This window comes from Dietzia sp. 2505, assembly GCF_040546785.1.
Lineage (GTDB): Bacteria > Actinomycetota > Actinomycetes > Mycobacteriales > Mycobacteriaceae > Dietzia.
In genome coordinates this window covers 282,782-309,256 of record NZ_JBEPON010000004.1, presented here as the reverse complement: position 1 = coordinate 309,256, position 26,475 = coordinate 282,782, and the positions used below count along the sequence as shown (strand labels likewise).

Here is a 26,475-nt window from a genome sequence, read left to right as displayed (position 1 = left end):
CCTGGTCCGCTAGCTCCCGGGCAGCGGCCCGACCACCGGCCCGAGCACGTCCTGGAACCTGTCGTCGACCAGTGAGTCCACGTCGACGGAGGCGATCTGCCCGTCCTCGGTGAAGACGTCGGCGAGTTCCTGCTCGCGGGCCACCGTGTCCGCCAGCGCCACCGGTCGGCGGGTGCTGCGACTCTGCGAGAGCTCGGCGGCCTCGGGGGTCAACCCCACCGCCTCACCGTAGAACGCGGCCCACTGCGCCGGGTTCTCCGCGCTCCAGGTCCCCGCCTCGGCCAACCGGACCAGGAAGTCCGCGATCGCGGTCTGGCGGCGCGCGTCCGCGAGGGCGTCGTGGGAGGCGAGGCCGAACCAGAATCCGTTGGAGGCCTCCTCCGCGGTCGCGATGGTCCGGGCGTCGGTGGTGGTCTGCGTGATGGCCGTGTACGGGTCCCAGATCGCCCAGGCGTCGGCGTCGCCGCGGGAGAACGCGGAACCCGCCTCGGCCGGCTGGAGGAAGACCAGTTCGACGGACTCCGGCGCGACCCCGGCCCTGCGGAGCTGGAGAAGGAGATGCCCGTGGGCGGAGGTCCCCTTGGCCACCAGGACCGTGCGGCCCGCCAGGTCGGCCACGGTCTGTACTGATGAGTCCCCGGGGACGAGGATCTGATCCCCCTCCCCTCCGTTGGCATAGGCGGAGACGATCGACGCCCGCGCCCCGGCGGCCGCGCCGAACACCGGCGGGGTGTTACCGGTGACGGCCACGTCGATCTGCCCGGCGTTGAGCGCCTCCACCTGCGGCGGCCCGGAGGTGAACGTCGAGAACTCGACCTCGTACGGCAGGTCGTCGAGCTGTCCCGCCGCGGTGAGCAGAGCCTGGGTGCCGCCCTTCTGGTCACCCACCCGGAGGACGAGGTCGGACAGGCCCGCGAGGTCGACCCGGTCGGGGACGGGTGCCGCGGCCTCCGAGTCGCGGGTGGCGCACCCTGCGCCCACGAGCAGCACGATCAGCGCCAGCGCGAGCAGCGCCACAGGGATCGCGGGTCGGCGGTGGATCGGGGAGAGTGTCGTGGTCATATCGAATAGTCCTCGTCTGTGTGGTCGACGCCCAGCGCGTCGAGTAGGCAGCGGCGGTGGTGGCTCGTCTCGCCCCCGCCGCGGGGTCGGTCGATGGTCTCGGTGTGGCCGACCACGCCGTCGTCCAGGACGAGCACTCGGTCGGCCAGGGCCACCGCCTCGTCGACGTCGTGCGTCACCAGCAGGACCCCGAGCCCGTGGTGGGCCCACAACCGCAGCAGGAGGCGGTGCATGGTCCGCCGGGTGAGGGCGTCGAGCGCGCCGAAGGGTTCGTCCAGGAGCAGCAGCGACGGCTCGGCGACGAGTGCCCGGGCGAGCGAGGTCCGCTGCGCCTGCCCGCCGGAGAGTTCCCCCGGGTAGGCGCCCTCGCGGCCCTCGAGCCCCACCTCGGAGAGGATCCCGGCGACCCGGGCGGACTTCTCCCCGCGTCCGACGTCGACCCGGTTGAGGCCGTGCCTGACGTTCTCGGCGACTGTGCGCCAGGGCAGCAGCCTGGAGTCCTGGAACACGACGGCCGGGGGGCCCTCGATGTGGACGCTCCCGACGTCGAGCTCCCGGTCCAGTCCTGCGAGGATCCGCAGCGCGGTGGATTTGCCGCTACCGCTCCGACCGAGCAGCGCGACGATGTCGCCGCGGGGGATGATCAGGTCGAGCTCTCGGAGAACGACGGTGTCGCCGAAGCTGCGGGTGACACCTCGCAGCGCGCCCGCGGGGGCGAGGGTGGTGGTCATGGTCAGGTCTCCTGGGTAGTGGTCGGTGGTCACCGGTAGTGGCGCAGCGCGCGGGCCTCGGCGACGCGGACCACCGCGTCCGTGAGGATGCCGAGCAGCGCGTACACGACCAGGCCGACGATGATCACGTCGATCCGGAAGTAGTCGCGGGCGTTCATGATGAGGTAGCCGATGCCGTTGGTGGCGTTGAGCTGCTCGGCCACGATGAGCGTCAACCAGGCGATAGCGAGCGACTGCCGAACGCCGACCAGGACCTGGGGCGCGATCGACGGCAGGATCACCTCGGTGAGTCGCTGGCGTCGGCTGAAGCCGAACACCGTCGCCATGTCCTGCAGCCTGGGATCCACCTGACGCAGGCCCGAGGCCGTGTTGAGGTAGATCGGGAAAACCACACCGAGTGCGATGAGCAGCACCTTCGGGGTCTCGCCGATGCCGAACCACAGGATGAACAGCGGGATCAGGCCGAGGTGCGGCAACGCGCGGAGCATCTGGAGCGGCGGATCGACGAGGGCGTCCGCGATCCGCGAGGTGCCGACGACCACCCCCAGGACGAGTCCGGCCACGGCCCCCAGGACGAACCCCTGGACCACGCGGACGCTCGAGACGGCCAGCGCGTCCGCGAGTTCGCCGGAGGCGATGAGCTCCAGTGCGGAGGAGGCGATGAGCTGCGGGGCGGGAAGGATTCGCTCCGGCAGGATGCCGGTGGCGCCGGCGATCTGCCAGATCAGGATCAGCACGACGGGACTGAGCCAGCGCAGCCAGGTGGTCCGGCGGCGGGTCCGCCGGCGGCCGGCAGGGCCGCGCCCGGGAGCCGGGCTCTTCGTGGTCGGGCCGGCAGGTACCTCAGGCGCGCCCGTCGGCGTGGAGGCGAGAACGGTGGTCATGGTGAGGTCTCCTCGTCTCGTCACCCGCCGACGGTGGCGGGTTCGCCGGACCGGATATCGGCTCCCGCGGCGTCGGTGGTGGGCGCGCCGGTGGCGGCTGTCGCCGCGTCGGTGCCGGGTGGGGCTGGGGCTGTGGCAGTGGCGAACGGAACCGACACGGTCTCTCGGTGCCGATCACCCGGGGTCCACCACCCACGACGGGCCAGGACGGGCAGGACGCCCTCCCCGAAGGTGTACGTCTCCTCCAGGTGCGGGTAGCCGGAGAGGACGAAGTGCGTGAGACCCAGGTCGGCGTACTCGGCGATCCGGTCAGCGACCTCCTCGTGGGAGCCGACGAGTGCGGTACCCGCGCCCCCGCGGACCAGGCCGACTCCGGCCCACAGGTTCGGCGAGACCTCGAGGGACTCGGTCCGGCCACCGTGCAGGTCGAGCATCCGGCGCTGGCCCTCTGATTCGCTGGCGGCCAGCGAGGCCTGCACCCGCGCCACGTCCGCGGGGTCGATCCCCGCCAGGAGGCGATCGGCCTCGGACCACGCCTGCTCCGAGGTGTCCCTGGAGATCACGTGGAGCCGGATCCCGAACGAGGGTGTCCGGCCGTGGACGGCCGCGGCGTCCCGGACCCGGTCCAGCTTCGCGGCGACGGCGGCGGGAGGTTCGCCCCAGGTCAGGTACGTGTCGGCGTGGCGGGCGGCGACGCGGATACCGGCCGCGGAGGAACCGCCGAAGAAGATCGGCGGCGCCGGGTCCGGTCGACGCGCCAGGACGGAATCGACGACGGCGAGGTGGTCGCCGCTGTAGGAGAGCGGGTCCTCCGAACTCCAGAGTCCTCGGACGATGTCGAGGAACTCGTCCGCCCTGGCGTATCGCGCTTCCTTGTCCAGGAAGTCTCCATAGGCGCGTTGCTCGCGGGACTCGCCTCCGGTGACCACGTTGAGGAGCAGGCGGCCGCCGGTCTGCCACTGGAAGGTGGTCGCCATCTGCGCGGCGAGGGTGGGACTCATGAGCCCCGGGCGCAACGCCACGAGGAACTTGATGCGGTCGCTCGACTCGGCGAGCAGTGCGGTGGTGATCAGCGCGTCCTCGCACCAGGCGCCGGTGGGAGTGAGGAGGGATTCGAACCCGTTGTGCTCGGCCGCCCCGACGATCTGCCGCAGATACGAAAGGGTCGCCGGGCGGTCCCCCGCCATCGACGTGCCGTGACCCCCGGCCACGAGGTTGCGCGAGTCCCCGTAGGTGGGCAGGAACCAGTGGAAGTGCAACCCCGTCTGGTCGGGGTTCGGATGAGTCGGGTCGGTGGCCACGGACGGCTCCTGTAGGTGTCTCGGGTCGGAGTGCGGACCGACATATCGTGCGGCCCGACGGAGACGGGGGGCCACAATTGGCGTCACCGGGAGGGAAACACATAACCGTACTAGACCGATCGGTCTATATGCTGTGTTACCCTCGCCCCATGACGCCCCGTTCACCCGCCCCTGACCTGCGTTTGTCCGACGTGACCTCGGCCCGGGTCATGCGCACGATCCGGTTCCGGGGGCCGGTGACCCGTCCGGAGGTGGCGGCGTCCACGGGCCTGTCGGTGGCGACGGTCGGACGGGCCACGGCCGCGCTGCTGTCCTCCGGGGTCATCCGCGAGCGGCCCGAACTCATGCACGACGGTTCCGTCGGCCGGCCGAGTATCCCCGTGGAGATCGATCCCACCGGGCCCGTGGTGGTGGCCGTCCACATCGGCCTCAGCCGTTGCGTGGTCGCCATCAGCGACCTCGCCTGCCGGATCCTGTCCGAGTTCGCGGTCCCCACCCCGGGCCGGGACCCGGAGGTGCTCGCGGACGAGTTGTCCGCGATCGCGTTCCGCCTCCTCGACGGCCACCGCGACCGCCGGCTCGTCTGGGGCGGCGTGGCCACGGCCGCGAGGATCACCTCTCCGGGCAGGATCGACCACGACCTACTGGGGTGGCGGGACGTTCCGGTGGCGGACCTGTTCGCCGATCGGATCGGGGTGCCCTTCTCGGTTGCCCCCCACGTCGAGGCGATGGCCGCGGCGGAGCTGCTCGTGGGGCACGAGTCCCACAGGGGCACGACCCTGGTCGTCTACGCGCGGGAGCATCTGGGTTCCGCCCTCGTGATCGACGGCGCCGTCCACCTGCCACGGGCCGGTTCGGCTGAACTCGCCCACCTCCCCGTGGGCCCGACCACCTACCTCGACGACCGCGGGGGTGGCCTCCTTGACGTGGTGGGCGATTCCGGACTGGTCCGGGCTGCGGCCACCCGCGGGATCACCGTGGGGTCGGTGCCGGAGCTCGCGGCCCGGGCACACAGCGATCCGATCGCCGACGCGATCCTGGTCGAGCGAGCGACGATCCTCGGTCGCCTGGTCGGGCTGATCTCGGCCATCACCCGCCCGGACTCGGTGGTGCTCTGCGGCCAGGCCTTCACCGACCACCCGCGATACCTGGGCCCCATCCTGAGAGCCTCACGGGAGACCCCGCTCGCAGGCGGGGGACCCGAACTCAGGGTGTCGACGGCGGGCGGGCGGATCCAGCAGCTGGCGGCAATGGCGGTGGCGCTCGACACCATCTCGGCGGACCCCACGACCGCGCTGCTGTCGAGGCTGCAGTCGGTGTCCTGACCCTTTCCGGTCATCGCGACCGTTATCTTCGACATCCGTAGCGGACACCCACAGACTCCTCGTATGACCCACCGAAGCCTGTCCACCGCTCACCAGTCCGTCTCGGCGGAGACCCACAGGCGGGCGATGCGTATGCATCCCGCCGGAGTCACGATCATCACCCTCGACGGCGCCGACGGACCGGTGGGATTCACCGCGTCATCGCCGACCAGCCTGTCGTCCGAGCCCGCCCTGGTGAGCTTCAACGTCGGGATCTCGTCGTCCAGCCTGGCGGCGGTGCTCGATGCCCGGACCGCGGTGATCCACCTGTTGGGCGAGGCCGATCGGCCACTCGCGCTCCGGTTCGCCGGCCCCTCCCACCTCCGGTTCGCCGACCATTCCCTGTGGACCCGGGCCGAGACCGGTGAACCACTACTCCACGGCGGGCGGGCGCGACTCCGGGTCGCCCTCGACCGTCTCGTCCCGGCGGGCGACCACGTCCTGGTGGTGGCGAGGCTGCTGGACGCCTGGTTCGACGAGGAGAATCCCGGCGATCCGCTCGTGGTGCTCGACGGCGGCTTCCGTGCGGTGCCCACGACCCACGACTGACAACGAGACCGACTGACCACGAGATCGGCAGACGACGAGGCGGCCCCCGCTCGAGAGAGCGGGGGCCGCCTGGTGTCCGTGCTGCGGGTCCGGCCTAGGTGGTGGCGGGAGCCGCCCCACCGCTACCCGACGGGCCGCCGGGGGCTGCGCCACCGAAGCCGCCCGAGCTCGGCGGAAGCGAGTCACCCGGGCCGGCCTCACCGGTGGGTGCGACGCTCGCGGTGATCTCCTCACCCTCGCGGGACCCGGCGTCAGGGCGCTGGACACCGGTGAACGTGAACCTGGCGTCCTCCGTCTTGTCGGACTCGCCGTCCCAGCCCTCGACGTCGACGGTGATGAGCTCGCCGGCCGCGACCTCGCCGAAGAGGATCTTCTCCGACAGCGTGTCCTCGATCTCGCGCTGGATAGTGCGACGCAGCGGCCGCGCACCCAGTACCGGGTCGAAACCCCGCTTGGCCAGGAGTTCCTTGGCCCGATCCGTGATCTCGATGGTCATGTCCTTGGCCTTGAGCGCGACGCCGACGCGGCTGACCATGAGGTCGACCATCTCCACGATCTGATCCTTGGTGAGCTGGTGGAACACCACGATCTCGTCGATGCGGTTGAGGAACTCGGGCCGGAAGTGCTTCTTGAGCTCGTCGTTGACCTTCTGCTTCATCCGCTCGTAGGCGTCCTCGGTGTTGTCGGAGGACTGGAAGCCCATCCCGACCGCCTTGGAGATGTCCCTCGTGCCCAGGTTGGAGGTGAAGATCAGCACGGTGTTCTTGAAGTCCACCATGCGACCCTGCCCGTCGGTGAGACGGCCGTCCTCGAGCACCTGCAGCAGCGTGTTGTAGATCTCGGAGTGGGCCTTCTCGATCTCGTCGAACAGGACCACAGAGAACGGCTTGCGCCGGACCTTCTCCGTGAGCTGGCCACCCTCCTCGTAGCCGACGTACCCGGGAGGTGCGCCGAACAGACGGGACGCGGTGAAACGGTCGTGGAACTCGCCCATGTCGATCTGGATGAGCGCGTCGTCCTCGCCGAACAGGAAGTTGGCCAGCGCCTTGGAGAGCTCCGTCTTGCCGACACCGGAGGGACCGGCGAAGATGAACGAACCCGAGGGCCGCTTGGGGTCCTTGAGCCCGGCCCGCGTGCGGCGGATGGCCCGGGAGACCGCCTTGATGGCGTCCTCCTGGCCGATGATCCGCTTGTGCAGCTCGTCCTCCATGCGGAGCAGACGCGTGGTCTCCTCCTCGGTGAGCTTGAACACGGGGATCCCGGTCCAGTTGCCCAGGACCTCCGCGATCTGCTCCTCGTCGACCACGGCGGCCACGTCCATGTCGCCCGCACGCCACTGCTTCTCGCGCTCCGAGCGCTCGGCGATGAGCTTCTTCTCGGTGTCCCGCAGGCCTGCGGCCTTCTCGAAGTCCTGCGCGTCGATCGCGGACTCCTTCTCACGGCGGGCCTCCGCGATCTTCTCGTCGAACTCACGCAGGTCCGGCGGAGCGGTCATCCGCTTGATCCGCATGCGGGCGCCGGCCTCGTCGATGAGGTCGATCGCCTTGTCCGGCAGGAAGCGGTCGTTGATGTACCGGTCCGCGAGCTGGGCCGCCGCGGCCAGGGCGGCGTCCGTGATGGTGACGCGGTGGTGTGCCTCGTAGCGGTCCCGCAGACCCTTGAGGATCTCGATGGACAGCTCCACGTTGGGCTCGGGGACCTGCACCGGCTGGAAACGACGCTCGAGCGCCGCGTCCTTCTCGATGTGCTTGCGGTACTCCTCGAGCGTGGTGGCGCCGATGGTCTGCAGTTCACCGCGGGCCAGCTTGGGCTTGAGGATCGACGCCGCGTCGATCGCACCCTCGGCGGCACCCGCGCCGACGAGCGTGTGGATCTCGTCGATGAACAGGATGATGTCGCCGCGCTGGTTGATCTCCTTGAGCACCTTCTTCAGGCGCTCCTCGAAGTCACCGCGATAGCGCGAACCGGCCACCAGCGACCCCAGGTCGAGCGAGTAGACCTGCTTGTCCTTGAGGGTCTCGGGAACCTCGTTGTTGACGATGGCCTGAGCCAGACCCTCGACGACCGCGGTCTTGCCCACGCCGGGCTCGCCGATGAGCACCGGGTTGTTCTTGGTGCGCCGGGAGAGCACCTGCATGATGCGCTCGACCTCCTTGGCGCGGCCGACGACCGGGTCGAGCTTGCCCTCCATGGCGGCCTGCGTGAGGTTGCGGCCGAACTGGTCCAGCACCGTCGAGGACGACGGCGTACCGGACTCGCGACCGCCGGTGCCTGCGGGGGCGCCCGTGGCCTCGGCCTCCTTGCCCTGGTAACCCGACAGCAGCTGGATGACCTGCTGGCGGACCCGGGTGAGGTCCGCTCCGAGCTTGACCAGCACCTGGGCGGCGACGCCCTCGCCCTCACGGATGAGGCCGAGCAGGATGTGCTCGGTGCCGATGTAGTTGTGGCCGAGCTGCAGCGCCTCGCGCAGGCTCAGCTCCAGGACCTTCTTGGCCCGCGGCGTGAACGGGATGTGCCCGCTGGGCGCCTGCTGGCCCTGGCCGATGATCTCCTCGACCTGACTCCGCACCGCTTCCAGCGAGATCCCCAGGGACTCGAGTGCCTTGGCGGCCACTCCCTCGCCCTCGTGGATGAGACCCAGCAGGATGTGCTCGGTGCCGATGTAGTTGTGGTTGAGCATCCGGGCCTCTTCCTGGGCCAGGACGACGACGCGACGCGCGCGGTCGGTAAACCGTTCGAACATCGTGCTACCTCACATTCCTCGGGTTTCGTCCACTCTAGTGGCCGTGTCTGACGCGCTGCACCGCAGGAGCGGGAGCGGGTCCGTCACCAGGGTTCAACGCGGCAGGTCGGGGAACCATTGCAGATCCGTGTACGCCGACAGCGAACGCGGCCGATCCGTGCGCTGGGGGACGTACTTCCGCCGTCGGCGCCTAGGGTCGTGGACATGACACGGGTGGACGGGCCGGGCACGTGACCCCCTTCGATCTGGACCGGATCGGCCGCGGACTGCCCTTCGCCGCCGCGCTGCCCGCCCTCCGGGACGCCCTCGCCACCAGGGGGACCGCGGTCGTCCAGGCCCCGCCCGGCACCGGGAAGACCACCCTCGCCCCACCGGCCGTCGCCTCGGTGGACGGGATCGCGGGACGGGTCGTCGTCACCCAGCCCCGACGGGTGGCCGCCCGCTCGGCGGCGCGACGACTGGCGGCGCTGACGGGGACGGGGGTCGGCACCCTGGCGGGTTACTCCGTGCGCGGGGACTCCAGCGTCGGCCGGGACACCCTCGTGGAATTCGTGACCCCGGGGGTGCTGGTACGGCGCCTGATCGCCGACCCGGACCTGCCCGGGACCTCGGCGGTGGTGCTCGACGAGGTCCACGAGCGGGACGTCGAGTCCGACCTCGCCCTGGCCCTGCTCTGCGAGCTGCGCCAGCTCCGCGACGACCTGCCCGTGGTGGCCATGTCCGCGACCGTCGAGGCCGGTCGCTTCGCGCGCCTGCTGGGCGGCGCCGGAACGGAGGCCGCGGCACCGGTGATCGACATCCCGGCCGTCCTGCATCCCCTGGAGATCCGCTACAGCCCTCCACCCGTGCCCCGTCTGGATTCCCGTGGGGTGACCGACGGCTTCCTCGACCACGTGGCCGCCGTCACGGCCGACGAGGTGACCGCGAGCGGGTCGGACACCCTCGTCTTCCTCCCCGGGGTGCGCGAGATCGATCGCGTGGTGCGCTCGCTCACGGCGCGGCTGGGCGGGAGCGTCGAGGTCCTCCCCCTCCACGGCGGGCTCGACGCGGCCGAGCAGGACCGGGCGGTCTCGGGATCCGGCCGCGGGGACCCGACCCCGGGCCGGGGCGCGGCCGGACCCCGCCCCCGTGTGGTGGTCTCGACCGACCTGGCGGAGTCCTCCCTCACCGTCCCCGGGGTGCGGGTGGTGGTGGACGCGTGCCTGAGCCGCGAGCCCCGCAGGGACGCCGCCCGCGACATGACGGGGCTGGTCACGGTGTCCGCCTCGCGCGATTCCTGCGTGCAGCGCTCGGGCCGCGCGGCCCGTCTCGGCCCGGGGATCGCGGTGCGCTGCCTGTCCGAGGACGAGTTCTCGCGCGTGCCGGCGCACCGCACACCGGCGATCGCCACCTCGGACCTGACCGCGTTCGCCCTGGACGTGGCCTGCTGGGGCGCCCCGCGGGGCGAGGGGCTGGCGCTGCCCGACCCCCCACCGTCCGGGGAGATCCACCGAGCCCAGTCGGTGTTGCAGAACCTGGGTGCGCTCGACGCCGCGGGCCGCGCCACCGGCCGGGGGCGCGACCTGGCCCGTGTTCCCGCGGACCCGCGGCACGCGCGTGCGTTGCTCGACGGCGCCCCTGTGGTCGGTCGCGCGATGGCGGCGGAGGTGGTGTCATTGCTGACCTCGGGCCGCCGCTCCCCCGCGGGCGACCTCGTGGCGGACCTGCGCGCACTGCGCGGGGGCCGCGCGGCGGACCACCGGACCTGGGAGCGCGAGGCCCGCCGCCTGGAACGCGTGGTCCGCACCGGTGGCGGGCCGGGCGGGATTCCGCTCGAGGACGCCGTCGGCCTGATCGTCGCCCTGGCCCATCCCGATCGGGTGGCACGCCGCCGGGGCGGGCAGTACACCTTCGCGTCGGGCACAGGGGCGGTCCTCCCGCCCGGGTCCGCCCTCGCCGGCCACGAGTGGCTCGCGGTGGCCGAGGTCGCACGGGCGTCCGGACGGGCCGCCGGGGAGGCGGGCGCCGTGATCCGGGCCGCCGCCCCGTTGGACCGGGAGGGAGCCGAGCGTGCGGCGTCGGGACTACTCGACGACGACGAGACGGCCACCTTCTCGGGCGGCGCGCTGACGGGTCGCCGGATCCGACGGCTCGGGGCGATCGAACTCTCCGTCACCCCCGTGCGGCCGGGCCCCGCCGCCGCCGTGTCGGCCGTCGCGTCCGCCGTCCGGTCCGACGGCCTGGCCGCACTCGGACCCGACGACGAGGCTCTACGCCTGTGGCACCGACTGGCCTTCGCGCACCGCGAGCTCGGACCGCCCTGGCCCGAGGTGTCGGACGAGGCGCTCGCAGGCCGGCTCACCGAGTGGTTCGGACCGGAGGTCGAGGCCCTCGCGCGTGGCGGGAAGCCGGTGGGACGCGGAGTCGGCCCCGCGCTGCGGCGGTTGCTCCCGTGGCCGGAGGCGACCCGTTTCGACGATCTGGTGCCCGAACGCCTACAGGTGCCCAGCTCGTCGTCGTACCGCGTCGACTACCCGGAACCCGGATCCGACGCGGCGCCGGTGCTGGCGGTCAAGCTGCAGGAGTGCTTCGGGTGGACGGCCTCACCCCGGATCTGCGACGGACGGGTACCGGTGACGGTCCATCTGCTCTCCCCCGCCGGACGGCCACTCGCCGTGACCCGCGACCTGGAGTTCTTCTGGCGCGAGGCCTATCCCGGCGTGCGGGCGGAGATGCGGGGCCGCTATCCCCGACACCCGTGGCCGGAGGACCCGATGGGCGCCGAACCCACTCGTCGGACCAACCGCCGACGCTGAGGATCCCGTTACCATAACGAACCGCCCTGTCGCAACGCCCCGGAGCGGTCCGACTCTTACGATATGAGCAACCGCACCCGCGTCCGTCGACCCCGCCCGGAGCGTGATCGCCATGCCCGCGTACACCCCACCCGCACCCCACCGTGTCCCCCTCCCGACCAGGACGCCCGCACGGACCAAGAGGATCCCGCACGTCCGGAACCGGATCGGGGCCCTGGTGACGTTCACCGGTCTGGCACTGGCGCTGATCAGCCTCTATCTGCCGTGGCTGGCCACGAGCGGGGGCGAGCGGATCTCCGCCCTGGGGATCACCGAACTCATCGACGTCCGCAGCGTCGCACCGGTGCTGTTCGTCGGGCTCCTGGTCCTGGCCCTCCTCGTGACGGTCACCGCGTTCACCCGGCTGGGCGCGTTCGCCGTCGCGGCCGCGGTGGTGGCGATCGGGGTGCTGGCGGGCCACCTCGCCTTTGTCTGGACCCTGATCCTGTCCACGGGGTCGACGGAGCCGGCGCTCTCAGGCCTGCCCGCGAATGCGACGGTGACCTCCGGACCCTACGTGGCCGCGTTCGGATTCGTGATGGTGGCGGCAGGGGCGGCGTGGGCCGCCCGGTCCGCGCGATACCTGGAGGATCACGTGACGTGAAGGTCGGGCGCGGTCCGGCGGGCACTGTCCTTCAGACACTGCCCTTCAGACACTGCCCTTCAGGCACTGTCCGGCGGGAATGCACGGTTGTGGCAGAACCCTGACACCCCGCCTATTATGTGACTTACCTCACTTCGCAGGTTCCGGTCCGATTAAGGGGCACCCGCCATGGCCGCACAAGCAACGCCCGTCACCCGCACCTCGCCGTCGTCGGCGAGCACCCCGACCGGCGGCAAGATCATCCCCCACCTGCGTAACCGCGTCGGCGGCCTGATCGCCGTCGTGGGACTGGCATTCGCCCTGCTCAGTCTGTACCTCCCCTGGTTGAGCACCGGGACCGGCGGAGGGATCAGCGCGCTCGACCTCACCGAGATCCTGGACCTGCGCGCGATGGCGCCCCTGAACTTCCTGGGGCTTCTCGTGCTGTCGGTCCTGGTGGCGGTCACGCTGTTCACCCGGCTGGGATTCTTCGCGGCCGCCAACGCGGTACTCGCGTCCCTCGTGTTGATCGCCCACCTCATCTTTGTCTGGGTCCTGTTCAACTCGACCGACACCTCGGATCCGATGCTGGCGGGTCTGCCCGACGGCACGTCGGTCACCTATGGTCCGTTCGTCGCCGCGATCGGGTTCATCCTCGTGATCATCGGATCGGCGTTGGCGGCCAAGTCCGCCGAATATCTACTCCCGGACCGCGCCGAGGCCCGCATGTTCAAGGATTCGTGAGGCGTCAGAACACCACCACGGTGTCCCCGACCTGCAGCCTCTCGAAGTAGGTCGCCGCGGCGGTCTGATCCATCCGGATACACCCGTGCGACTCGTAGGCCGGATCGCCCTCGTGGAAGGCGATCCCACCCACGAAGTACACCGAGTACGGCATCGGGGCGTCGTCGAACAGACGGCTGACCTCGTGGCGCACCTTCCGGGTGACCTGGAACGTCCCGCGAGGGGTCTCCCAGCCGGTCCTTCCGTGGGACATCCGTACCGGACCGTAACTCAGCCGCTCCCCCGACTGCAGCCAGGTCCGGTTCCCGTCGAGGTCGACGCACGCGGCGGCCGTCCGCGGACACGGGCTCTGCGGGGTGCGGTCCGGCGGCGGCGGTGGCGCGGCCGGAGGGGGCACGAACCCGGGCGGGGGTGTGATCCCCGCCGACTCCAACCAGCCGCCGGCGGCGGTGCGCAGGTCCGCGTCCGCCTGCACGGATCCCGCCAGGGCCTGATCGAGTACCTGCTGTGCCTCCGGCGGTAGGGCGACCTGGGCCGAGGCGGCGGAGGTGGAGGTGCCCACGGCCAGCAGCGCCGCGACCGCACCGACCACCACTCGTGAGGGGATTCTTCTCATGCCGTGATTATGTCCGGGGAGCGTCACCCGGACGGGCGACTCGCTGTCACGTTCGGGTCTCGACCCGGGCGGTCGACCGGCGAGAGGTCTACCGTCTGCACCATGAGCGAGTCACCGCTTCCGCTTCCCCGGCTCTCCGCGCCGGCGTCCCGCGCCCTCGACGCGGCCGGGATCACCGACCTGCGCCAGTTGGACGGCACGCCCGAGCAGGACGTTCTGGCGCTGCATGGGGTCGGCCCCTCCCAGCTCGGCGTGCTGCGCGACGCATTGTCCGCGGCGGGACTGTCCCTCGCCGATCCGACCCCGCGGCCCCGGGCCACCGGCCGCAACGACAACACGGCGTTCCTCTCGGCACCGGGCTCACCGCGGCAGTGGATCGAGGGGCTGCCGACCGCCCGCCGCGTGGAGGACGGCCTGCGACTACTGGAGATCTTCGGTGAGGTCACCGGCGAACAGCCCGCGATGTGGGGCCCCTCGATCGTGGGCTACGGCACTCACCACTACGTCTACGACAGCGGCCGCGAGGGAGACACCCTCAGGGTGGGCTTCAGCCCCCGCGCCTCCGCCATCAGCCTCTACGGCCTGCTCGGTGCCCCGGGAGTCGACGCGTTGCTCGCGACGCTGGGGCCGCACAAGACCGGCAAGGGGTGCCTCTACGTGACGACCCTGGCCCGGATCCGGGAACCCGCGCTCCGCGATCTCGTGGCGGCGGCGTGGGCGCAGCCGGACTGACCCCGTTCGGGAGTCGCGATGATCGCCGGCGTCAGTCCCGGGGTAGCGGCTTGACCATCGGGAACAGGATCGTCTCCCTGATGCCCAGCCCGGTGAGCGCCATGAGCAGACGATCGATCCCCATTCCCAACCCGGTGGTGGGTGGCATCCCCTGCTCCATCGCGGCCAGGAAGTCCTCGTCCAACACCATCGCCTCGTCGTCACCGGCCGCGGCGAGCCGCGCCTGGTCCTCGAAACGCCGACGCTGGATCACAGGGTCGACGAGCTCCGAGTACCCGGTCGCCAGCTCGAACCCACGGACGTAGAGGTCCCACTTCTCGGTGACCCCCCGGTCCGTGCGGTGATCGCGGGTCAGCGGTGAGGTCTCCACCGGGAAATCGCGGACGAACACCGGACCCTCGAGCTGGTCGCCGCACAGGTGCTCCCAGAGTTCCTCAACAAGCTTGCCGTGCAGCCAGCCCCTGCCCGAGGGCACCTCGAGCCCGACCTTCCCGGCCAGGTCGGTGAGCTCGTCGACCGTCGAGTCGACCGTCACCTCCGCGCCGAGTCCGGGGTGTCGCGCGCGGAGGGCCTCGTTGAGCGAGGGGTACATTCGCATCTCGCGCCACTGCCCGCCCAGGTCGTACTCCGTGCCGTCGGCGAGGGTGACCGTGGTGGTGCCGAACACCTCGCGGGCGACCTCCTGGATGACCTCTCGGATCATCGTGGCGGACGTGTCGTAGTCGCCGTAGGCCTGGTAGGTCTCGAGCATCGCGAACTCGGGGCTGTGCGAGGAGTCCACGCCCTCGTTCCGGAAGTTGCGGTTGATCTCGAAGACCCGCTCGATCCCGCCCACCACGCAACGCTTGAGGTAGAGCTCGGGGGCGATGCGCAGGTACAGGTCCAGGTCCAGGGCGTTGGAGTGCGTGACGAACGGGCGGGCGGCGGCACCGCCGTGCAGGGTCTGCAGCATGGGCGTCTCCACCTCGAGGAACCCGCGCCTGTCGAGGGCGTCCCGCAGCGCCCGGACGACCTTGATGCGGGTGACTGCGTTGCGCCGGGCGGTGTCGCGCATGATGAGGTCGGTGTAGCGCTGACGGACGCGCGTGTCTTCGCTCAGCTCCTTGTGCGCGACCGGCAACGGACGCAGCGACTTGGCCGCCAGCACCCACGAGTCGGCCATGACGGACAGCTCGCCGCGCTTGGACCGCACCACGCGGCCGGTCACCGAGACGTGGTCACCGAGGTCCACGTCCTGCTTCCACGCCTCGAGCCGGTCCTGGCCCACGTTGGCCAGCGAGAGCATCGCCTGCAGCTGCGGAGCGAACGAATCGGGCCCGTCCTCGGTCACCGGGACCGACAGGTCGGCGTCCGCGCTCACGCCGTCCTGGAGTCGGACGAAGCAGAGCTTGCCCGTGTTGCGGACGAACAGCACGCGGCCCGCGACGGAGACCCGGACGTCGGTCTCCTCCCCGGGCTCGAGGGCGACGAAGCGCGGATCCGTGGCGATCTCGACGAGACCGTGTGTGCGGGGGACCTCGACCGGATAGGCGTCGACGCCGGAATCGAGGATGCGCTGCCGCTTGTCGCGACGGATACGCAGCTGCTCGGGGGTGTCGTCGGCGGGCTCGGTCGCGGCGGGGGTCGAGTCGGTCACGACTCCCGAGGATAGTCGTCCCTATGCGGCGGGGCCGAACCCGTCGCCACGCACGTGGTCGAGGACGTGGAGGTCGAACCGGTCCGACAACTGCTCGATGGCGGCCGCCGCCCGGACACTGTTGCCGTGCTCGTCCAGGCGCGGCGAGTAGGCCGCGATCCCGAACTTGCCGGGAACCACCGCGAACAGACATCCCGACACCCCGCTCTTCGCGGGCAGTCCGACCTGGTAGACCCAGTCGCCCGCCGCGTCGTACATGCCGCAGGTGAACATCACGCTATTGGCGTAGCGGACCGCCTTGCGCCCGAGGATCCGTTCGTCACTGCCGGGTTTCACGCCACCGTTCGCGAACATCGCGGCCATGTGGGCGAGTTCGCGGACGTCCACGCGGACCGCGCACTGGCGTCCGTACCCCGCCACCACCTCGTGGGGGTCGTCCGCGAGGGTGCCCTCCTCGGCCAGGAGGTGCGCGAGCGCCTGGTTGCGGTGTGCGCTCTTGGCCTCGATGTCGGCGATCTCCTCGTCGACCTCCACGTCGCGGCCGACGAGTCGGGAGAGCAGTGCGCGGATGTGCTCGAAGCGCGAGACCTCGTCGTCGTCGGTGTCCCCGACGAGCGCGTGGGCGGCCAACGCCCCGGCGTTGACCAGACCGTTGGGCGCCCGGCCGGTCCCGGCCTCGAGGGAGATCTCGTTGAAGGCGTCTCCGGAGGGTTCGACCCCGATCCGCTTGGCCACCTCGTCGACGCCCTTCTGGTCCAGGGCCAGGGCGTACACGAACGGCTTGGAGGCCGATTGGAGATCGAAGCGGATGTCGTCGTCCCCCGCGGAGGTCACGGTGCCCTCGAGGTCGCACACGGCCATCGCCAGGGCGTCGGGATTCGGGTGTTCGTAGTCGCCCAGGTGCGGGACCAGGTCGCCCGAGGAGTCGTCACGGACCTCGTCGAGGATGCCTTGGAGCAGATCTGCCGAGATGTCGTCCGTCATGGACGTGACCGTACCGGGGTCGGTGCCGGGCCGCCCCCGGTCGGACGTGGTGCTGCGCTCAGTGCGCCGAGATCGCGGACCGCTCGCGCAGCAGGTGCTCGGCGTCCGAGAGCAGGCCGAGTGCCCCTGCCGTCCGCAGCGCGTCGTGCCCCCCGTCCACCGCCCGGACCCGTCGCACACCACGGGAGTGCAGTTCCAGGGCGAACAGCTCGGCGTCGAGACCGTCGTCACTGACGAGGAGCACCTCGCGCCCCTCGTCCACGGCGGCGAGGGGCGCCGGCGAACGGGGATCGAGTAGCTCGACGACGGGGCGGGCCTCGACAGCGACCGCCCCGGCCAGCACACCCTGCCGCTCGCGCTGGACCCGCGAGCGGATGTCCACGACGAGCGCCCCCGCCTCGACGATGGCGCGGTAGTCCGCCACGTCCAGCGTGAGGGCGGCGGGGTCGGTGATGGTGACGGCGACAGAGGTCATCTGGTGCTCCTGGTGAGGCGGGTCCCGGTTGGTCCGTTCGAGGGTGCTGCTGCCGGTCGGGGACACCAGTGCTGCGCACGCGCGGAGCCCGCCGGACCGGCCGAGGGCATTCGTCGTGCGTGCATAACCCCAATAATAGACAGACCGGTCTATCTAGAGCAAGGGCGGATCCCCCGGAGCCCTGACCACACCCGACAGCGCACCCGCTGGCGCACCCGCTGGCGCCCAAGCGATAGTTGATGCATCATATAGCTAGATCGAAGGAGCATCATGACCACCGCACGCACGCGTCAGCCCGCCGTCTTCATCGGCCACGGCGTCCCCCTCAACGCGCTCGAGGTCAACCAGTGGACCCGCGAGTGGGCCGCGCTCGGCACCTCCCTGCCCGAACGTCCCCGGGCCGTGCTGGCCGTCTCGGCTCACTGGTACATCGGGGCCACCGCGGTGACCACCATGGCGAATCCGAGGACCATCCACGACTTCTACGGTTTCCCACGGGAGCTCAACGAGTTCGACTACCCCGCCGCCGGAGCACCCGAACTCGCCTCCGAGGTGGCCGAGGTGGTCAAACCCACCTGGGTCGGCGAGGACCGGGACTCGTGGGGTCTCGACCACGGCACGTGGTCCGTCCTCGCCCACGTGTTCCCCGACGCCGACGTCCCGGTGGCCCAGTTGTCGGTGGACGCCTCCAAGCCCGCGGGCTACCACTTCGACCTGGGCACCAGGCTCTCGGCGCTGCGGGACTCCGGTGTCCTGATCCTGGCCAGCGGCAACGTGGTGCACAACCTGGCGGCCGTGGACCCCTCCCGCGGGGACTCGGGGACGGACTGGGCGCACCGCTTCGACGACCACACCCAGGAACTGCTCACCGAGCGGCCGGAGGACGCCCTCTCACTCGTCGAACACCCCGACGCCCGACTGGCCGTACCCAGCGCCGATCACTTCCTGCCCCTGCTCTACACGGCGGGCATGGCAGCCGGATCCGGCGAGAGGTTGGACGCCTTCAGCAAGGGGTACGCGTGGGGGTCGGTCTCCATGACGAGCTATCGCTCCGCGGCCTGACCCGCACGCGCAGCGCGACCCCGCGCACAGCCTGGCCCACGTACAGCCTGGCCCCTGCTCAGCCCGACGCCGCTGCGCCGTCAGGTCCCCCTGGCCCGGTTCACGAGGCCACCCGTCAACGGCAGCAGGACGACCAACGACACCCACATCAGCTGGGCGGTCCCCGCGCCGATGGTCACCGCCACGGGGACCGAGGCCAGGAACACCACCGGGGTGGTGGTCGCCGCCAAGAGCACCATGCGGTTCTCCCTCGCCGACGTGGGACGGCGCTCCAGTCCGACCGCGCGTCCACGCTGGTACACGGCGGCCTGCGCCAATGACACCCCGGCGATGTTGAGGGCGTACAGCGCGGTGGGCAGGTCGAGATCGGCCGTGGCCGGGTTGCTGATCGCGTCGGTGGTGAAGGGCACGAGGATCACCAGGCCCGTCGCCAGGAGGTTGCCGACGACCATCGGGCCGTCGAGTCCGGTGAGGCCCTTGATCATCCTGACGTTGACCCGCCACAGCGCGCAGATCACCACGAAACTCAGCGCGACCCCGGTCAACTGCTGCCCGAGCCCGGATGCCGCCAGGGAGCCGAGGTCCTGCCACGCCTCCGGCTCCGGCAGGTCGACGTTCACGATGAGCAGCGTGACGGCGAAGCCGTAGATGGCGTCGAAGAAGGACACCCCGCGGTCGAACTCGGAGGTGTCCCTGCGGATCACCTCGTCGTCGTCGATCTCTCTCCGCCCGATCCCGTCCATGGCGGACAGCATGCCACCGGCGCGGGGCGAGATTCAGGCGTTCCTCTCGAACACCAACCGCAGGCCCTCGAGCGCGAGCTCCGGCTCCACGTCGGTGATCGTCCTCGACTCCTCCGCCACCACGTCCGCACGCAATCCGGTCAGCACCACCGCCGCGTCGGCCAGCTCGGCGACGTCCGTCCGCAGTCGGTCGACGAGGGCGTCGATCTGCCCGGCGAACCCGATCACGATCCCGGCCTGCAGCGCGGCGACCGTGTTCTTGCCCAGCGCGCCCCGGGGCCGCACGACCTCGATCTTGCGCAACGCGGCCGCACGCTCGGCGAGCGCGTCCACGGAGATGTCGATCCCGGGCGCGATCGCCCCCCCGAGCAACTCACCCCGCGCCGAGACCGCGTCGACCGTGGTCGCGGTGTCCACGTCGACGACGATCACCGCGCCCTCGAACAGGGTGTGGGCGGCCAGGGCGTTGACCACCCGGTCGGACCCCACCTCCCGCGGAGAGTCCACGAGCAGCGGCACCCCGGTCTTCACGCCGGGCGCCACCACGACCGCGCGCAACCCGGGCCAGTAGTCGGCGGCCATCCGTCGCAGTTCGCCCGTCACCGAGGGCACGACCGACATCGCCGAGATGCCGGAGAGTCGCCCGGCGCACTCCCCGAGCAACCCCCGGATGGTCAGCGCCAACTCGTCGGAGGTCACCGCCGGCGACGTCCGCATGCTCCAGGTGCGCTCGAGCGGCCCGCCATCAGGGGGGAAGACGCCGAGCCGGATGTGGGTGTTGCCGACGTCGACGGTGAGAAGCACGGCCCTACCCCGGCACCTAGACGGTGACCGGCTCGGGGACGCGCGGGTTCTTGAGTCCCGACCCCTCGGGGACGTCCGCCGGATCGGTGCCCTCCGTCAGCTTCCGGTTGTGGGAGTCGACGAACACCACGCGCGGCTCGTAGGCCCGCGCCTCGGCGTCCTCCATCACCGCGTACGCGATGATGATCACCAGATCGCCCGGATGGACGAGGTGCGCGGCCGCGCCGTTGATGCTGATGACCCCCGAGCCCCGTTCGCCGGTGATGGCGTAGGTCGTCAGACGGGAGCCGTTGTCGATGTCGACGATGTCGATCTGCTGTCCCTCGAGCAGGTCGGCGGCGTCCATCAGGTCCGCGTCGATGGTGCAGGACCCCACGTAGTGCAGGTCGGCCTGGGTCACGGTCGCCCGGTGGATCTTGGAGTGGAGCATGGTGCGCTGCATCTAGAGGCCTTCCTGGAGGTCTGCGGCCAGCTCGGCCTGCTGGGAGGCGACGGTCGCCTCGGCGGCGGCGAGGAACCCCGTGCCGATGGCCACGCCGACGTTGTCGATGAGGCGCGCTTTTCCAACGCGTGCCGCCACGAGGAGCCGCCCCGGCCCCTCCTGCGGCGGTTCGCCGAGGTCGCCGGCCCGGAGCTCGAGGTAGTCGATCGAGATCTGCGGTCGCTCCGCCAGGACCGCGCGGGCGGCGTCGAGCACGGCCTGCCCGCCACCCTTGGCCGCGAACGTCCCGGCCACCAGCGCCGCGTTGAGGGTGGTGGCCAACTCCCGCTCCTCCCCGGAGAGATAGCGGTTGCGCGAGCTCATCGCCAACCCGTCGGACTCGCGGACGGTCGGAACACCCACCACCCGGACGTCCATGTCCAGATCGGCCACCATCTGACGGATCAGGACCAGCTGCTGATAGTCCTTCTCGCCGAAGAACGCCTGGTGGGGGGCGACGATGTTGAACAACTTGGCCACCACGGTGAGCATCCCGGCGAAGTGGCCGGGGCGGGCGGCGCCGTCGAGGATGTCACCCGTCGGCCCGGGCTGCACGGTGGTCCTCGGCCCGTTCGGATACATCGCGGAGGCGCTGGGGGCGAGGACCAGCTCGACGCCGGCGGCGGCCAGCCTGGCCACGTCCTCGTCGAGAGTCCGCGGGTAGGCGTCCAGGTCCTCACCGGGCCCGAACTGCAGCGGGTTGACGAAGATCGACACCACGACCACGGAACCGGGCGTCCGGCGGGCGGCCTCGACCAGGGCCAGGTGCCCCTCGTGCAGTGCGCCCATCGTCGGGACGAAGGTGATCTGCCTGCCGACCTTGCGCAGCGACCGGGTGACCGCGTGCAGCGCCGAGGGGTCGTGGTGGACGGTCAGCTCGCCCCGGGTGTAGCCGGTTCCCGGCCGTCCCGGGACCGCCGTCCGCACGGGGAGGGTCGAGGTGGTCATCGCAGCTGCTCCGTCAGGTCGGGGGCCAGGAGGTCGGTGACGTCGCGTCCGGCACCACAGCGATCCGCCGTCCGCAGCGCGAGCGCGCGGTACCCGGCGGCGATGCCGCTGTCCACGTCCTCGAGCGCGTCGAGGTGCCGTGAGACCGTCACCGCGTCGCCCCGCATGACGGGGCCGGTCAGCGCCGAGTCCCCGGAGGCCAGGACGTTGTCGAGCGCGGCCCGCAACAGCGGCTCGAGGGTGCGACGGGCCAGCGCCCCGGCGTCCGAACCGAGCATGCCGTCCGGGTCCCCCTGGACCCCGCCGCCCGGCAGGACCGAGAAGGAAGCCGCGAGAGCCTCCGCGGCGTCGTTGACCAGAGTGACGAGGTGGTTGGCGCCGTGCGCGAGCGCAGCGTGGTAGAGCGCCCGGTGGGATTCGGCGACGGTGACGGGCAGGCCGCCCGTCTCCATCACCAGCATCTGTCCGACGACCAGGCCGACCTCGTCCGGGGAGGTCAGCGCCCACGAGCACCCCTCCATGCGCTCGATGTCCGAGTCTCCACCCGTGAAGGTCATCGCGGGGTGGGCCGCCACCACGACCGCGCCGGCGTCGGCAGCGGGACGGAGCACGTCCGCGCCCACCGCGCCGGCGACGTGGACCACGATGTGGCCGGGGCGGAAGGCGTCGGCGTCAGCCAATTCCGCGACCACTTCCGGCAGGGCCTTGTCGGGAACCGCGAGAATCAGCAGTTCCACGGCCCCGGCCACCGCGACGGGATCGGAGATTCGGGCCTCCGGCAGACGGCGGGAGACGAGCTCACGCGACCGCTCGGACCGGGCGACGACCGCGGAGACGACGTGTCCACGACGCTCCAGCGCGGCGCCGACAGCCGTGCCCACGCGTCCCGCGGACACGAGGCCGACCGAGAGGCGGGCAGGGGGTGTTCCGGTGACGCCGAATTCGGACATCATGAGGTGCTCCAGTGCTCGATCCGTTCCAGGCCCGCTCACGTGGTGGGTCCCGGACATCTCGGGGGCGAGAATAGTCGCACTCTCCGACCAGGGCACGTCCGAGTGGCGTACCTCACAAAGCCGGGGTGGGGCGTGGTCCGCCGGTTCGCGCCGTCTCAGTCAGCCGAATGGCGGTGGCGACGGCCACGACCGGGTGCGTCGTCGCCGCCGAGGCGCGCCATGAGCTCGGCGACCGAGAGTCCGCCGCCCTCGCCGTGACGGCTGTGCGGCGCGGACTCGGCGGCCGCGGGATCGGGCTTCGGCGCCTGCTCCCGCGCGGTCTCGGGCTCGGGCTTCTGCGCCTGCTCCCGCGCGGTCTCGGGCTCGGGCTTCTGCGGCTCCGGCGGGCTCAGCGGCTCCGACCTCGAACGACCGGCGGGGCGGACCGCGGGGCCACGTGGCTTGTCGTCCTTCGAGCCTGTGGGGCGGGACTCCGCGGCCTCGACCGGGGAGAACTTCTCGGTGCGCTCGGTACTGGGCGTGACGTCCCGACCGACGCCGGTGACGGTCGGCTCGGGCGTCGACGACCGGGGTCGAACCGGGCCGGAGGAGGTAGACGATGCGGGCGGGGTCGAGCCGGGCATGCCGGACGACGCGGGGCTGCCCGAGGCGGGCGTGGCCGACGCGCGACCCGACGGAGAAGCACCGACCGGCGGGGTCAGGGTCGATTCCGGTGCTCGACGGCGAGGTTCGACGCGCTCGGACGGCACCGACGGCAGTGACGACCCGGCGCCGAGCTCCCCGGCGGTGGTGTCGCCACCCACGGCGAGACGCTCGTCGGTCAGGGTGACGCCCATCTGACCGAGCTGCTCCCGCAACGCGGCGATCTCGTGGCGTAGCGCGTGGATGGAGTCGGTGGTCTCCGCCCGCACGGAGTCGCGCAGGTCCTTCTCCACCACGAGCTCGTGCTCGCGACGGGCGGAGATCTCGCGTTCGAGTTGCAGTTCGTACACGGTGTGCAGGTCGCGGACCCGAGCCGCCTCGGCCGCCGCCTGCCGCCGGTACCGGGCCACGAGGAACGCCCCGATGAACGCCGCCCAGAGTGCCGAGAGGGTGCCGATCCGCATCCACACCGGATTGTCGGAGAAGACCATCACCACGGTCGCGATGAGTGCCAGCACCAGCAGCGCCCCGAGAGCGATCCCCGCCAGGCCGCGGTCGTCGCCGCGGGCGGGGCGGACGGATCGGGGCTTGTCGATCGCGCCGTCGGAACTCATGCCCCGCATGATACGCAGAGAACCACTAGTCACACGGGTAACCAGCGCGTGTTCCTCCAGATGCCCGCCGTCTGCTGACCGCTCGATCAGCTCAGGTCGGCTGGGCGAGTCCCCCCACGTCATCGTCGGAGGGCGGGGTCTCGCACGACGACTCGAGGAACAGGCCGGCCCCCACGAGCAGCGCCCCGGACACCAGCACCGCCACGGACGACGGCAGCTCCGCGCCGGCCGCCGCCAGCTCGCCCAGCCTCGGCGCGAAGTAGAGGACGAGTCCGGCCCCCAGTCCTCCGGCCGCGGCCCCCAGCACGGCCGACGCCTGCCCGAGGGCTGCGCACCGCGCGATCGTCAGCGGGTGCATCTGGCTTCGGTCCTGACCGACCCCGCCGTCGGAGACCGCGGACCGGATCCGGAGCGCCAGCAGCACGTCGATCAACGCCACCACGGGGAGCGTGACCCATCCCCACCCGAGGGGCGGCAGCGACCCGAGCAGCGCACCGGTCAGGAAGTAGGCGGCCACCCCGGCGACGAGTGCGACCAGGACGAGGGTGGACACCGCGATGCGAGCCATGTCAGCGGCCCCACCCTTCGGGGTCCAGCCGGTCGTGTGTGCGGCGGACCGCGGCGACCTCGGCGGGGTCCAGGGCGTCGAGGTGGTCGGTGAGATCGAGGCCGTCGAGCCGGGCCCCGGGCTCGACCTCCGACCACGGGACCAGGACGAACGCGCGCTCGGCAGCGCGCGGGTGGGGCAGGGTCAGGGACTCGTCCCGGGAGCGCACCGGCGTCCCGTCGACCTCTGCGGACACCACGTCCACATCGAGCGATCTCGGCCCCCAGCGGACCGCGCGCGTGCGGCCGGCGGCGCGCTCCCGCGCGAGGCCCCAGTCGAGCACGTCGCGGGGGGACCCGGGGTGGTCGACGACGAGGACCGCGTTGAGGAAGTCGTCCTGCTCCACCCCGCCCCACGGTGGGGTCGCGTAGACGGAGGAGACGCGACGGAGGATCCCCTCCCGGGCGGCGGCGGCCGCCACCCCACGGAGCAGTTTGAGTGAATCCCCCTGGTTTCCGCCGATCGACAGCACGGCCCGACAGGTCACCGGTCCACACCCGGGCGGTCGCCGTGGCCGCGCGAGCGTCGGGCCACCACCGCGACGTCCGCGAACTCGGCCGGGATGGGGGCCTGCGGCTTGTGCAGCGTCACCTCGACCGCGTGTGCCTGGGGAGCCAGGTCCATGATCCCGTCTGCGATCTGCGAGGCCACCGTCTCGATCAGGTCGCGGGGGGCCCCGGACACCACGTCGCGGGCGAACAGGGCCAGAGCACCGTAGTCGACCGTGTCGGCGAGGTCATCGGACGCCGCGGCCGCGGCGAAGTCGGTCCACAGGACCAGGTCCACGAGGAAGTCCTGGCCGTCGCGTCTCTCGTGCTCGAAGACACCGTGGTTGCCGCGGACCCGCAGGCCCCTCAGTTCGATCCGGTCCGCCATCAGCCTTCCTCCACCCCTCCGGCCGCCCAGGCGGCCGTCACCCGGACGGCATCGGCGCTCGGCGGGACGTCGTGGACGCGCACGGCCCACGCCCCCGCCGCCGCCGCGAGAGCGGTGACGGCCGCGGTGGCCGGGTCACGGTCGGCCACCGCCCGGGGCACACCGGAGGTGTCCGAGAGGAGCGACCCGAGGAAGCGCTTGCGGGACGCGGCCACCAACACCGGGAAGCCCAGGTCGATGAGGACGTCGAGTCGGTGGAGCAGCGCCCAGTTGTCGGCGGCGTCCTTGGCGAACCCCAGCCCGGGGTCCAGCACGATCGAGCCCGCGTCGACGCCTGCCGACACCGCCGCGTCGGCGCGGCGGGCGAGGTGGTCGCGGACCGAGGTCACCACGTCCCCGCCGTAGTCGGCACGCCCGCCGGCGCCCGCCCGGTACTGGTCGGGTGACACCCAGTGCATGAGCACCACGGGGCAGCCGTGGTCGGCGACGACCCGCAGCATGCCGGGATCGGCGAGGCCTCCGGAGACGTCGTTGATGAGCGCCGCTCCCGAGTCGAGTGCCTCGGCTGCGACAGAGGCGCGCATGGTGTCGACCGAGACCGTGACCCCCTCCTCCACGAGCGCGCGGACCAGCGGGATCACCCGGCCCGCCTCGTCGGTCCGATCGACCCGGATCGCACCGGGTCTCGTGGACTCGCCGCCGACGTCAAGGAGGTCGGCGCCCTCGGAGACCAGGCGGCGCGCATGGGCGAGGGCCGCCTCGGGGGCGAGGTGCCGGCCACCGTCGGAGAAGGAGTCCTCCGTGACGTTGACGATGCCCATGACCGCGCAGCGGCCCGGGCGCGGCAGTGCGGACGGGCGCGGCGGGGCGGCCGGGTGGCTCACGTACCCCGGAGGAGGCCGAGGGCCTCCGCCCTTGTGGAGGCGTTGGACCGCATGCTGCCCCGGACCGCGGAGGTGGTGGTGACGGAACCGGCTTTGCGGATCCCCCGCATGCTCATGCACAGGTGTTCGCACTCGATCACCACGAGGACGCCGGTGGGCTGGAGCCTGTCCACCAGGGCGTCGGCGACCTGGCCGGTCAGGCGTTCCTGGACCTGCGGGCGCTTGGCGTAGAGGTCCACGAGTCGCGCGAGCTTGCTCAGCCCGGTCACGGCGCCGGATCGCCCCGGGATGTACCCGATGTGGGCCACCCCGTGGAACGGCACCAGGTGGTGCTCGCAGGTCGAGTAGATGGGGATGTCACGCACCAGGACCAGTTCGCGGTGATCCTCGTCGAAGGTCTTGGACAACACGTCCGCGGGGTCGGTGTACAGCCCCGCGAACACCTCCCGGTAGGCGCGGGCCACGCGAGCCGGGGTGTCCAGGAGTCCCTCGCGCTCCGGGTCCTCGCCCACGGCGATCAGGAGTTCCCGGACCGCCGCCTCGGCGCGTTCGGCGTCGAACACGCGGTCGGTGGACCTCGACCGGGCGTCGGCCGGGGGAATGTGGTCAGGGGTTGTCATCAG

The 26,475-nt window shown here is 71.6% G+C and carries 27 protein-coding genes; 7 read left to right on the top strand and 20 right to left on the bottom strand.

What is annotated here, in order from left to right:
• Positions 1-9 precede the first annotated feature (9 nt).
• The 4 genes from ABIE38_RS10465 to ABIE38_RS10450 are packed head-to-tail and all read right to left on the bottom strand — an operon-like array spanning position 10 to position 3,978.
• A complete protein-coding gene (locus tag ABIE38_RS10465) occupies positions 10-1,062 on the bottom strand; it encodes an ABC transporter substrate-binding protein (RefSeq protein ID WP_354056012.1) in 1,053 nt (350 codons plus the stop codon).
• A complete protein-coding gene (locus tag ABIE38_RS10460; RefSeq protein ID WP_354056010.1) occupies positions 1,059-1,793 on the bottom strand; it encodes an ABC transporter ATP-binding protein in 735 nt (244 codons plus the stop codon). Before ABIE38_RS10460 ends, ABIE38_RS10465 begins: the two co-directional genes overlap by 4 nt.
• Before the next feature lie 29 nt (positions 1,794-1,822).
• Positions 1,823-2,677 carry an ABC transporter permease gene (locus ABIE38_RS10455; protein WP_354056008.1) on the bottom strand — a complete coding sequence of 285 codons (855 nt, stop codon included), beginning with the start codon at positions 2,675-2,677 and terminating at the stop codon, positions 1,823-1,825.
• A 20-nt stretch (positions 2,678-2,697) separates the two neighbouring features.
• Positions 2,698-3,978 (bottom strand): LLM class flavin-dependent oxidoreductase, encoded by a 1,281-nt coding sequence (locus ABIE38_RS10450; protein ID WP_354056007.1) that lies wholly within the window; start codon positions 3,976-3,978, stop codon positions 2,698-2,700.
• Between the two features lie 149 nt (positions 3,979-4,127).
• Here ABIE38_RS10450 and ABIE38_RS10445 point away from each other — a divergent pair, with 149 nt between their 5' ends.
• Both ABIE38_RS10445 and ABIE38_RS10440 read left to right on the top strand, forming a co-directional pair.
• Positions 4,128-5,303 (top strand): ROK family transcriptional regulator, encoded by a 1,176-nt coding sequence (locus ABIE38_RS10445; protein ID WP_354056005.1) that lies wholly within the window; start codon positions 4,128-4,130, stop codon positions 5,301-5,303.
• Positions 5,304-5,366: 63 nt separating this feature from the next.
• A complete protein-coding gene (locus ABIE38_RS10440; RefSeq protein WP_354056003.1) occupies positions 5,367-5,891 on the top strand; it encodes a flavin reductase family protein in 525 nt (174 codons plus the stop codon).
• Positions 5,892-5,985: 94 nt separating this feature from the next.
• Here ABIE38_RS10440 and ABIE38_RS10435 read toward each other — a convergent pair whose 3' ends face one another.
• Positions 5,986-8,634: an ATP-dependent Clp protease ATP-binding subunit gene (locus ABIE38_RS10435; protein WP_354056001.1), complete on the bottom strand. Its 2,649-nt coding sequence runs from the start codon at positions 8,632-8,634 to the stop codon at positions 5,986-5,988.
• A gap of 230 nt (positions 8,635-8,864) precedes the next feature.
• Here ABIE38_RS10435 and hrpB point away from each other — a divergent pair, with 230 nt between their 5' ends.
• The 3 genes from hrpB to ABIE38_RS10420 all read left to right on the top strand — a co-directional run bounded on the left by hrpB (position 8,865) and on the right by ABIE38_RS10420 (position 12,795).
• Positions 8,865-11,429, top strand: coding sequence for an ATP-dependent helicase HrpB (hrpB, locus tag ABIE38_RS10430; protein ID WP_354055999.1), 2,565 nt, complete (start codon positions 8,865-8,867; stop codon positions 11,427-11,429).
• A 112-nt stretch (positions 11,430-11,541) separates the two neighbouring features.
• Positions 11,542-12,072, top strand: a complete 531-nt coding sequence (locus ABIE38_RS10425) for a hypothetical protein (RefSeq protein WP_354055997.1) — start codon at positions 11,542-11,544, stop codon at positions 12,070-12,072.
• 168 nt (positions 12,073-12,240) lie between these two features.
• Positions 12,241-12,795: a hypothetical protein gene (locus tag ABIE38_RS10420; RefSeq protein WP_354055995.1), complete on the top strand. Its 555-nt coding sequence runs from the start codon at positions 12,241-12,243 to the stop codon at positions 12,793-12,795.
• Positions 12,796-12,799: 4 nt separating this feature from the next.
• On the opposite strand, the gene ABIE38_RS10415 is transcribed toward ABIE38_RS10420, so the two are convergent.
• Positions 12,800-13,411 (bottom strand): L,D-transpeptidase, encoded by a 612-nt coding sequence (locus ABIE38_RS10415; RefSeq protein ID WP_354055993.1) that lies wholly within the window; start codon positions 13,409-13,411, stop codon positions 12,800-12,802.
• Between the two features lie 102 nt (positions 13,412-13,513).
• On the opposite strand from ABIE38_RS10415, the gene ABIE38_RS10410 reads away from it, so the two are divergent.
• Positions 13,514-14,143 carry a DUF1801 domain-containing protein gene (locus ABIE38_RS10410; RefSeq protein WP_354055991.1) on the top strand — a complete coding sequence of 210 codons (630 nt, stop codon included), beginning with the start codon at positions 13,514-13,516 and terminating at the stop codon, positions 14,141-14,143.
• Between the two features lie 31 nt (positions 14,144-14,174).
• On the opposite strand, the gene lysS is transcribed toward ABIE38_RS10410, so the two are convergent.
• Genes lysS through ABIE38_RS10395 form a run of 3 tightly spaced genes read right to left on the bottom strand, consistent with a single transcriptional unit; the run spans position 14,175 to position 17,238 of the window.
• A complete protein-coding gene (gene lysS, locus ABIE38_RS10405; RefSeq protein WP_354055989.1) occupies positions 14,175-15,779 on the bottom strand; it encodes a lysine--tRNA ligase in 1,605 nt (534 codons plus the stop codon).
• Positions 15,780-15,800: 21 nt separating this feature from the next.
• Positions 15,801-16,763 (bottom strand): glutaminase A, encoded by a 963-nt coding sequence (glsA, locus tag ABIE38_RS10400; RefSeq protein WP_354055987.1) that lies wholly within the window; start codon positions 16,761-16,763, stop codon positions 15,801-15,803.
• Positions 16,764-16,821: 58 nt separating this feature from the next.
• Entirely contained in the window at positions 16,822-17,238 is a 417-nt protein-coding gene (locus tag ABIE38_RS10395; RefSeq protein WP_354055985.1) for a rhodanese-like domain-containing protein, read from the bottom strand.
• 270 nt (positions 17,239-17,508) lie between these two features.
• Here ABIE38_RS10395 and ygiD point away from each other — a divergent pair, with 270 nt between their 5' ends.
• Positions 17,509-18,300, top strand: a complete 792-nt coding sequence (gene ygiD / locus ABIE38_RS10390; protein WP_354055983.1) for a 4,5-DOPA-extradiol-dioxygenase — start codon at positions 17,509-17,511, stop codon at positions 18,298-18,300.
• 80 nt (positions 18,301-18,380) lie between these two features.
• On the opposite strand, the gene ABIE38_RS10385 is transcribed toward ygiD, so the two are convergent.
• The 11 genes from ABIE38_RS10385 to folE all read right to left on the bottom strand — a co-directional run bounded on the left by ABIE38_RS10385 (position 18,381) and on the right by folE (position 26,472).
• Positions 18,381-19,043 carry a TMEM175 family protein gene (locus tag ABIE38_RS10385; protein ID WP_354055981.1) on the bottom strand — a complete coding sequence of 221 codons (663 nt, stop codon included), beginning with the start codon at positions 19,041-19,043 and terminating at the stop codon, positions 18,381-18,383.
• Between the two features lie 33 nt (positions 19,044-19,076).
• A complete protein-coding gene (locus tag ABIE38_RS10380) occupies positions 19,077-19,847 on the bottom strand; it encodes a type III pantothenate kinase (protein WP_354055979.1) in 771 nt (256 codons plus the stop codon).
• Between the two features lie 16 nt (positions 19,848-19,863).
• Complete coding sequence (gene panD, locus ABIE38_RS10375) at positions 19,864-20,289, bottom strand: aspartate 1-decarboxylase (protein WP_354055977.1); 426 nt, start codon at positions 20,287-20,289, stop codon at positions 19,864-19,866.
• Positions 20,290-21,276 carry a pantoate--beta-alanine ligase gene (gene panC, locus ABIE38_RS10370; protein ID WP_354055975.1) on the bottom strand — a complete coding sequence of 329 codons (987 nt, stop codon included), beginning with the start codon at positions 21,274-21,276 and terminating at the stop codon, positions 20,290-20,292. It lies immediately after the preceding gene.
• Positions 21,273-22,226, bottom strand: coding sequence for a Rossmann-like and DUF2520 domain-containing protein (locus ABIE38_RS10365; protein ID WP_354056107.1), 954 nt, complete (start codon positions 22,224-22,226; stop codon positions 21,273-21,275). The genes panC and ABIE38_RS10365 overlap by 4 nt, the downstream gene beginning before the upstream one ends.
• 158 nt (positions 22,227-22,384) lie before the next feature.
• Positions 22,385-23,485, bottom strand: a complete 1,101-nt coding sequence (locus ABIE38_RS10360; protein ID WP_354055973.1) for a DUF6779 domain-containing protein — start codon at positions 23,483-23,485, stop codon at positions 22,385-22,387.
• 91 nt (positions 23,486-23,576) lie between these two features.
• The gene (locus tag ABIE38_RS10355) at positions 23,577-24,053 is read right to left on the bottom strand and encodes a DUF3180 domain-containing protein (RefSeq protein ID WP_354055971.1); all 477 of its coding nucleotides are present in this window, start codon (positions 24,051-24,053) and stop codon (positions 23,577-23,579) included.
• Position 24,054: 1 nt separating this feature from the next.
• The gene (gene folK / locus ABIE38_RS10350; protein WP_354055969.1) at positions 24,055-24,579 is read right to left on the bottom strand and encodes a 2-amino-4-hydroxy-6-hydroxymethyldihydropteridine diphosphokinase; all 525 of its coding nucleotides are present in this window, start codon (positions 24,577-24,579) and stop codon (positions 24,055-24,057) included.
• Positions 24,576-24,968 (bottom strand): dihydroneopterin aldolase, encoded by a 393-nt coding sequence (gene folB / locus ABIE38_RS10345; protein ID WP_354055967.1) that lies wholly within the window; start codon positions 24,966-24,968, stop codon positions 24,576-24,578. The genes folK and folB overlap by 4 nt, the downstream gene beginning before the upstream one ends.
• The gene (gene folP / locus ABIE38_RS10340) at positions 24,968-25,852 is read right to left on the bottom strand and encodes a dihydropteroate synthase (protein ID WP_502914763.1); all 885 of its coding nucleotides are present in this window, start codon (positions 25,850-25,852) and stop codon (positions 24,968-24,970) included. The genes folB and folP overlap by 1 nt, the downstream gene beginning before the upstream one ends.
• Positions 25,849-26,472, bottom strand: coding sequence for a GTP cyclohydrolase I FolE (gene folE, locus ABIE38_RS10335; RefSeq protein WP_354055965.1), 624 nt, complete (start codon positions 26,470-26,472; stop codon positions 25,849-25,851). The genes folP and folE overlap by 4 nt, the downstream gene beginning before the upstream one ends.
• Between the last annotated feature and the right edge of the window lie 3 nt (positions 26,473-26,475).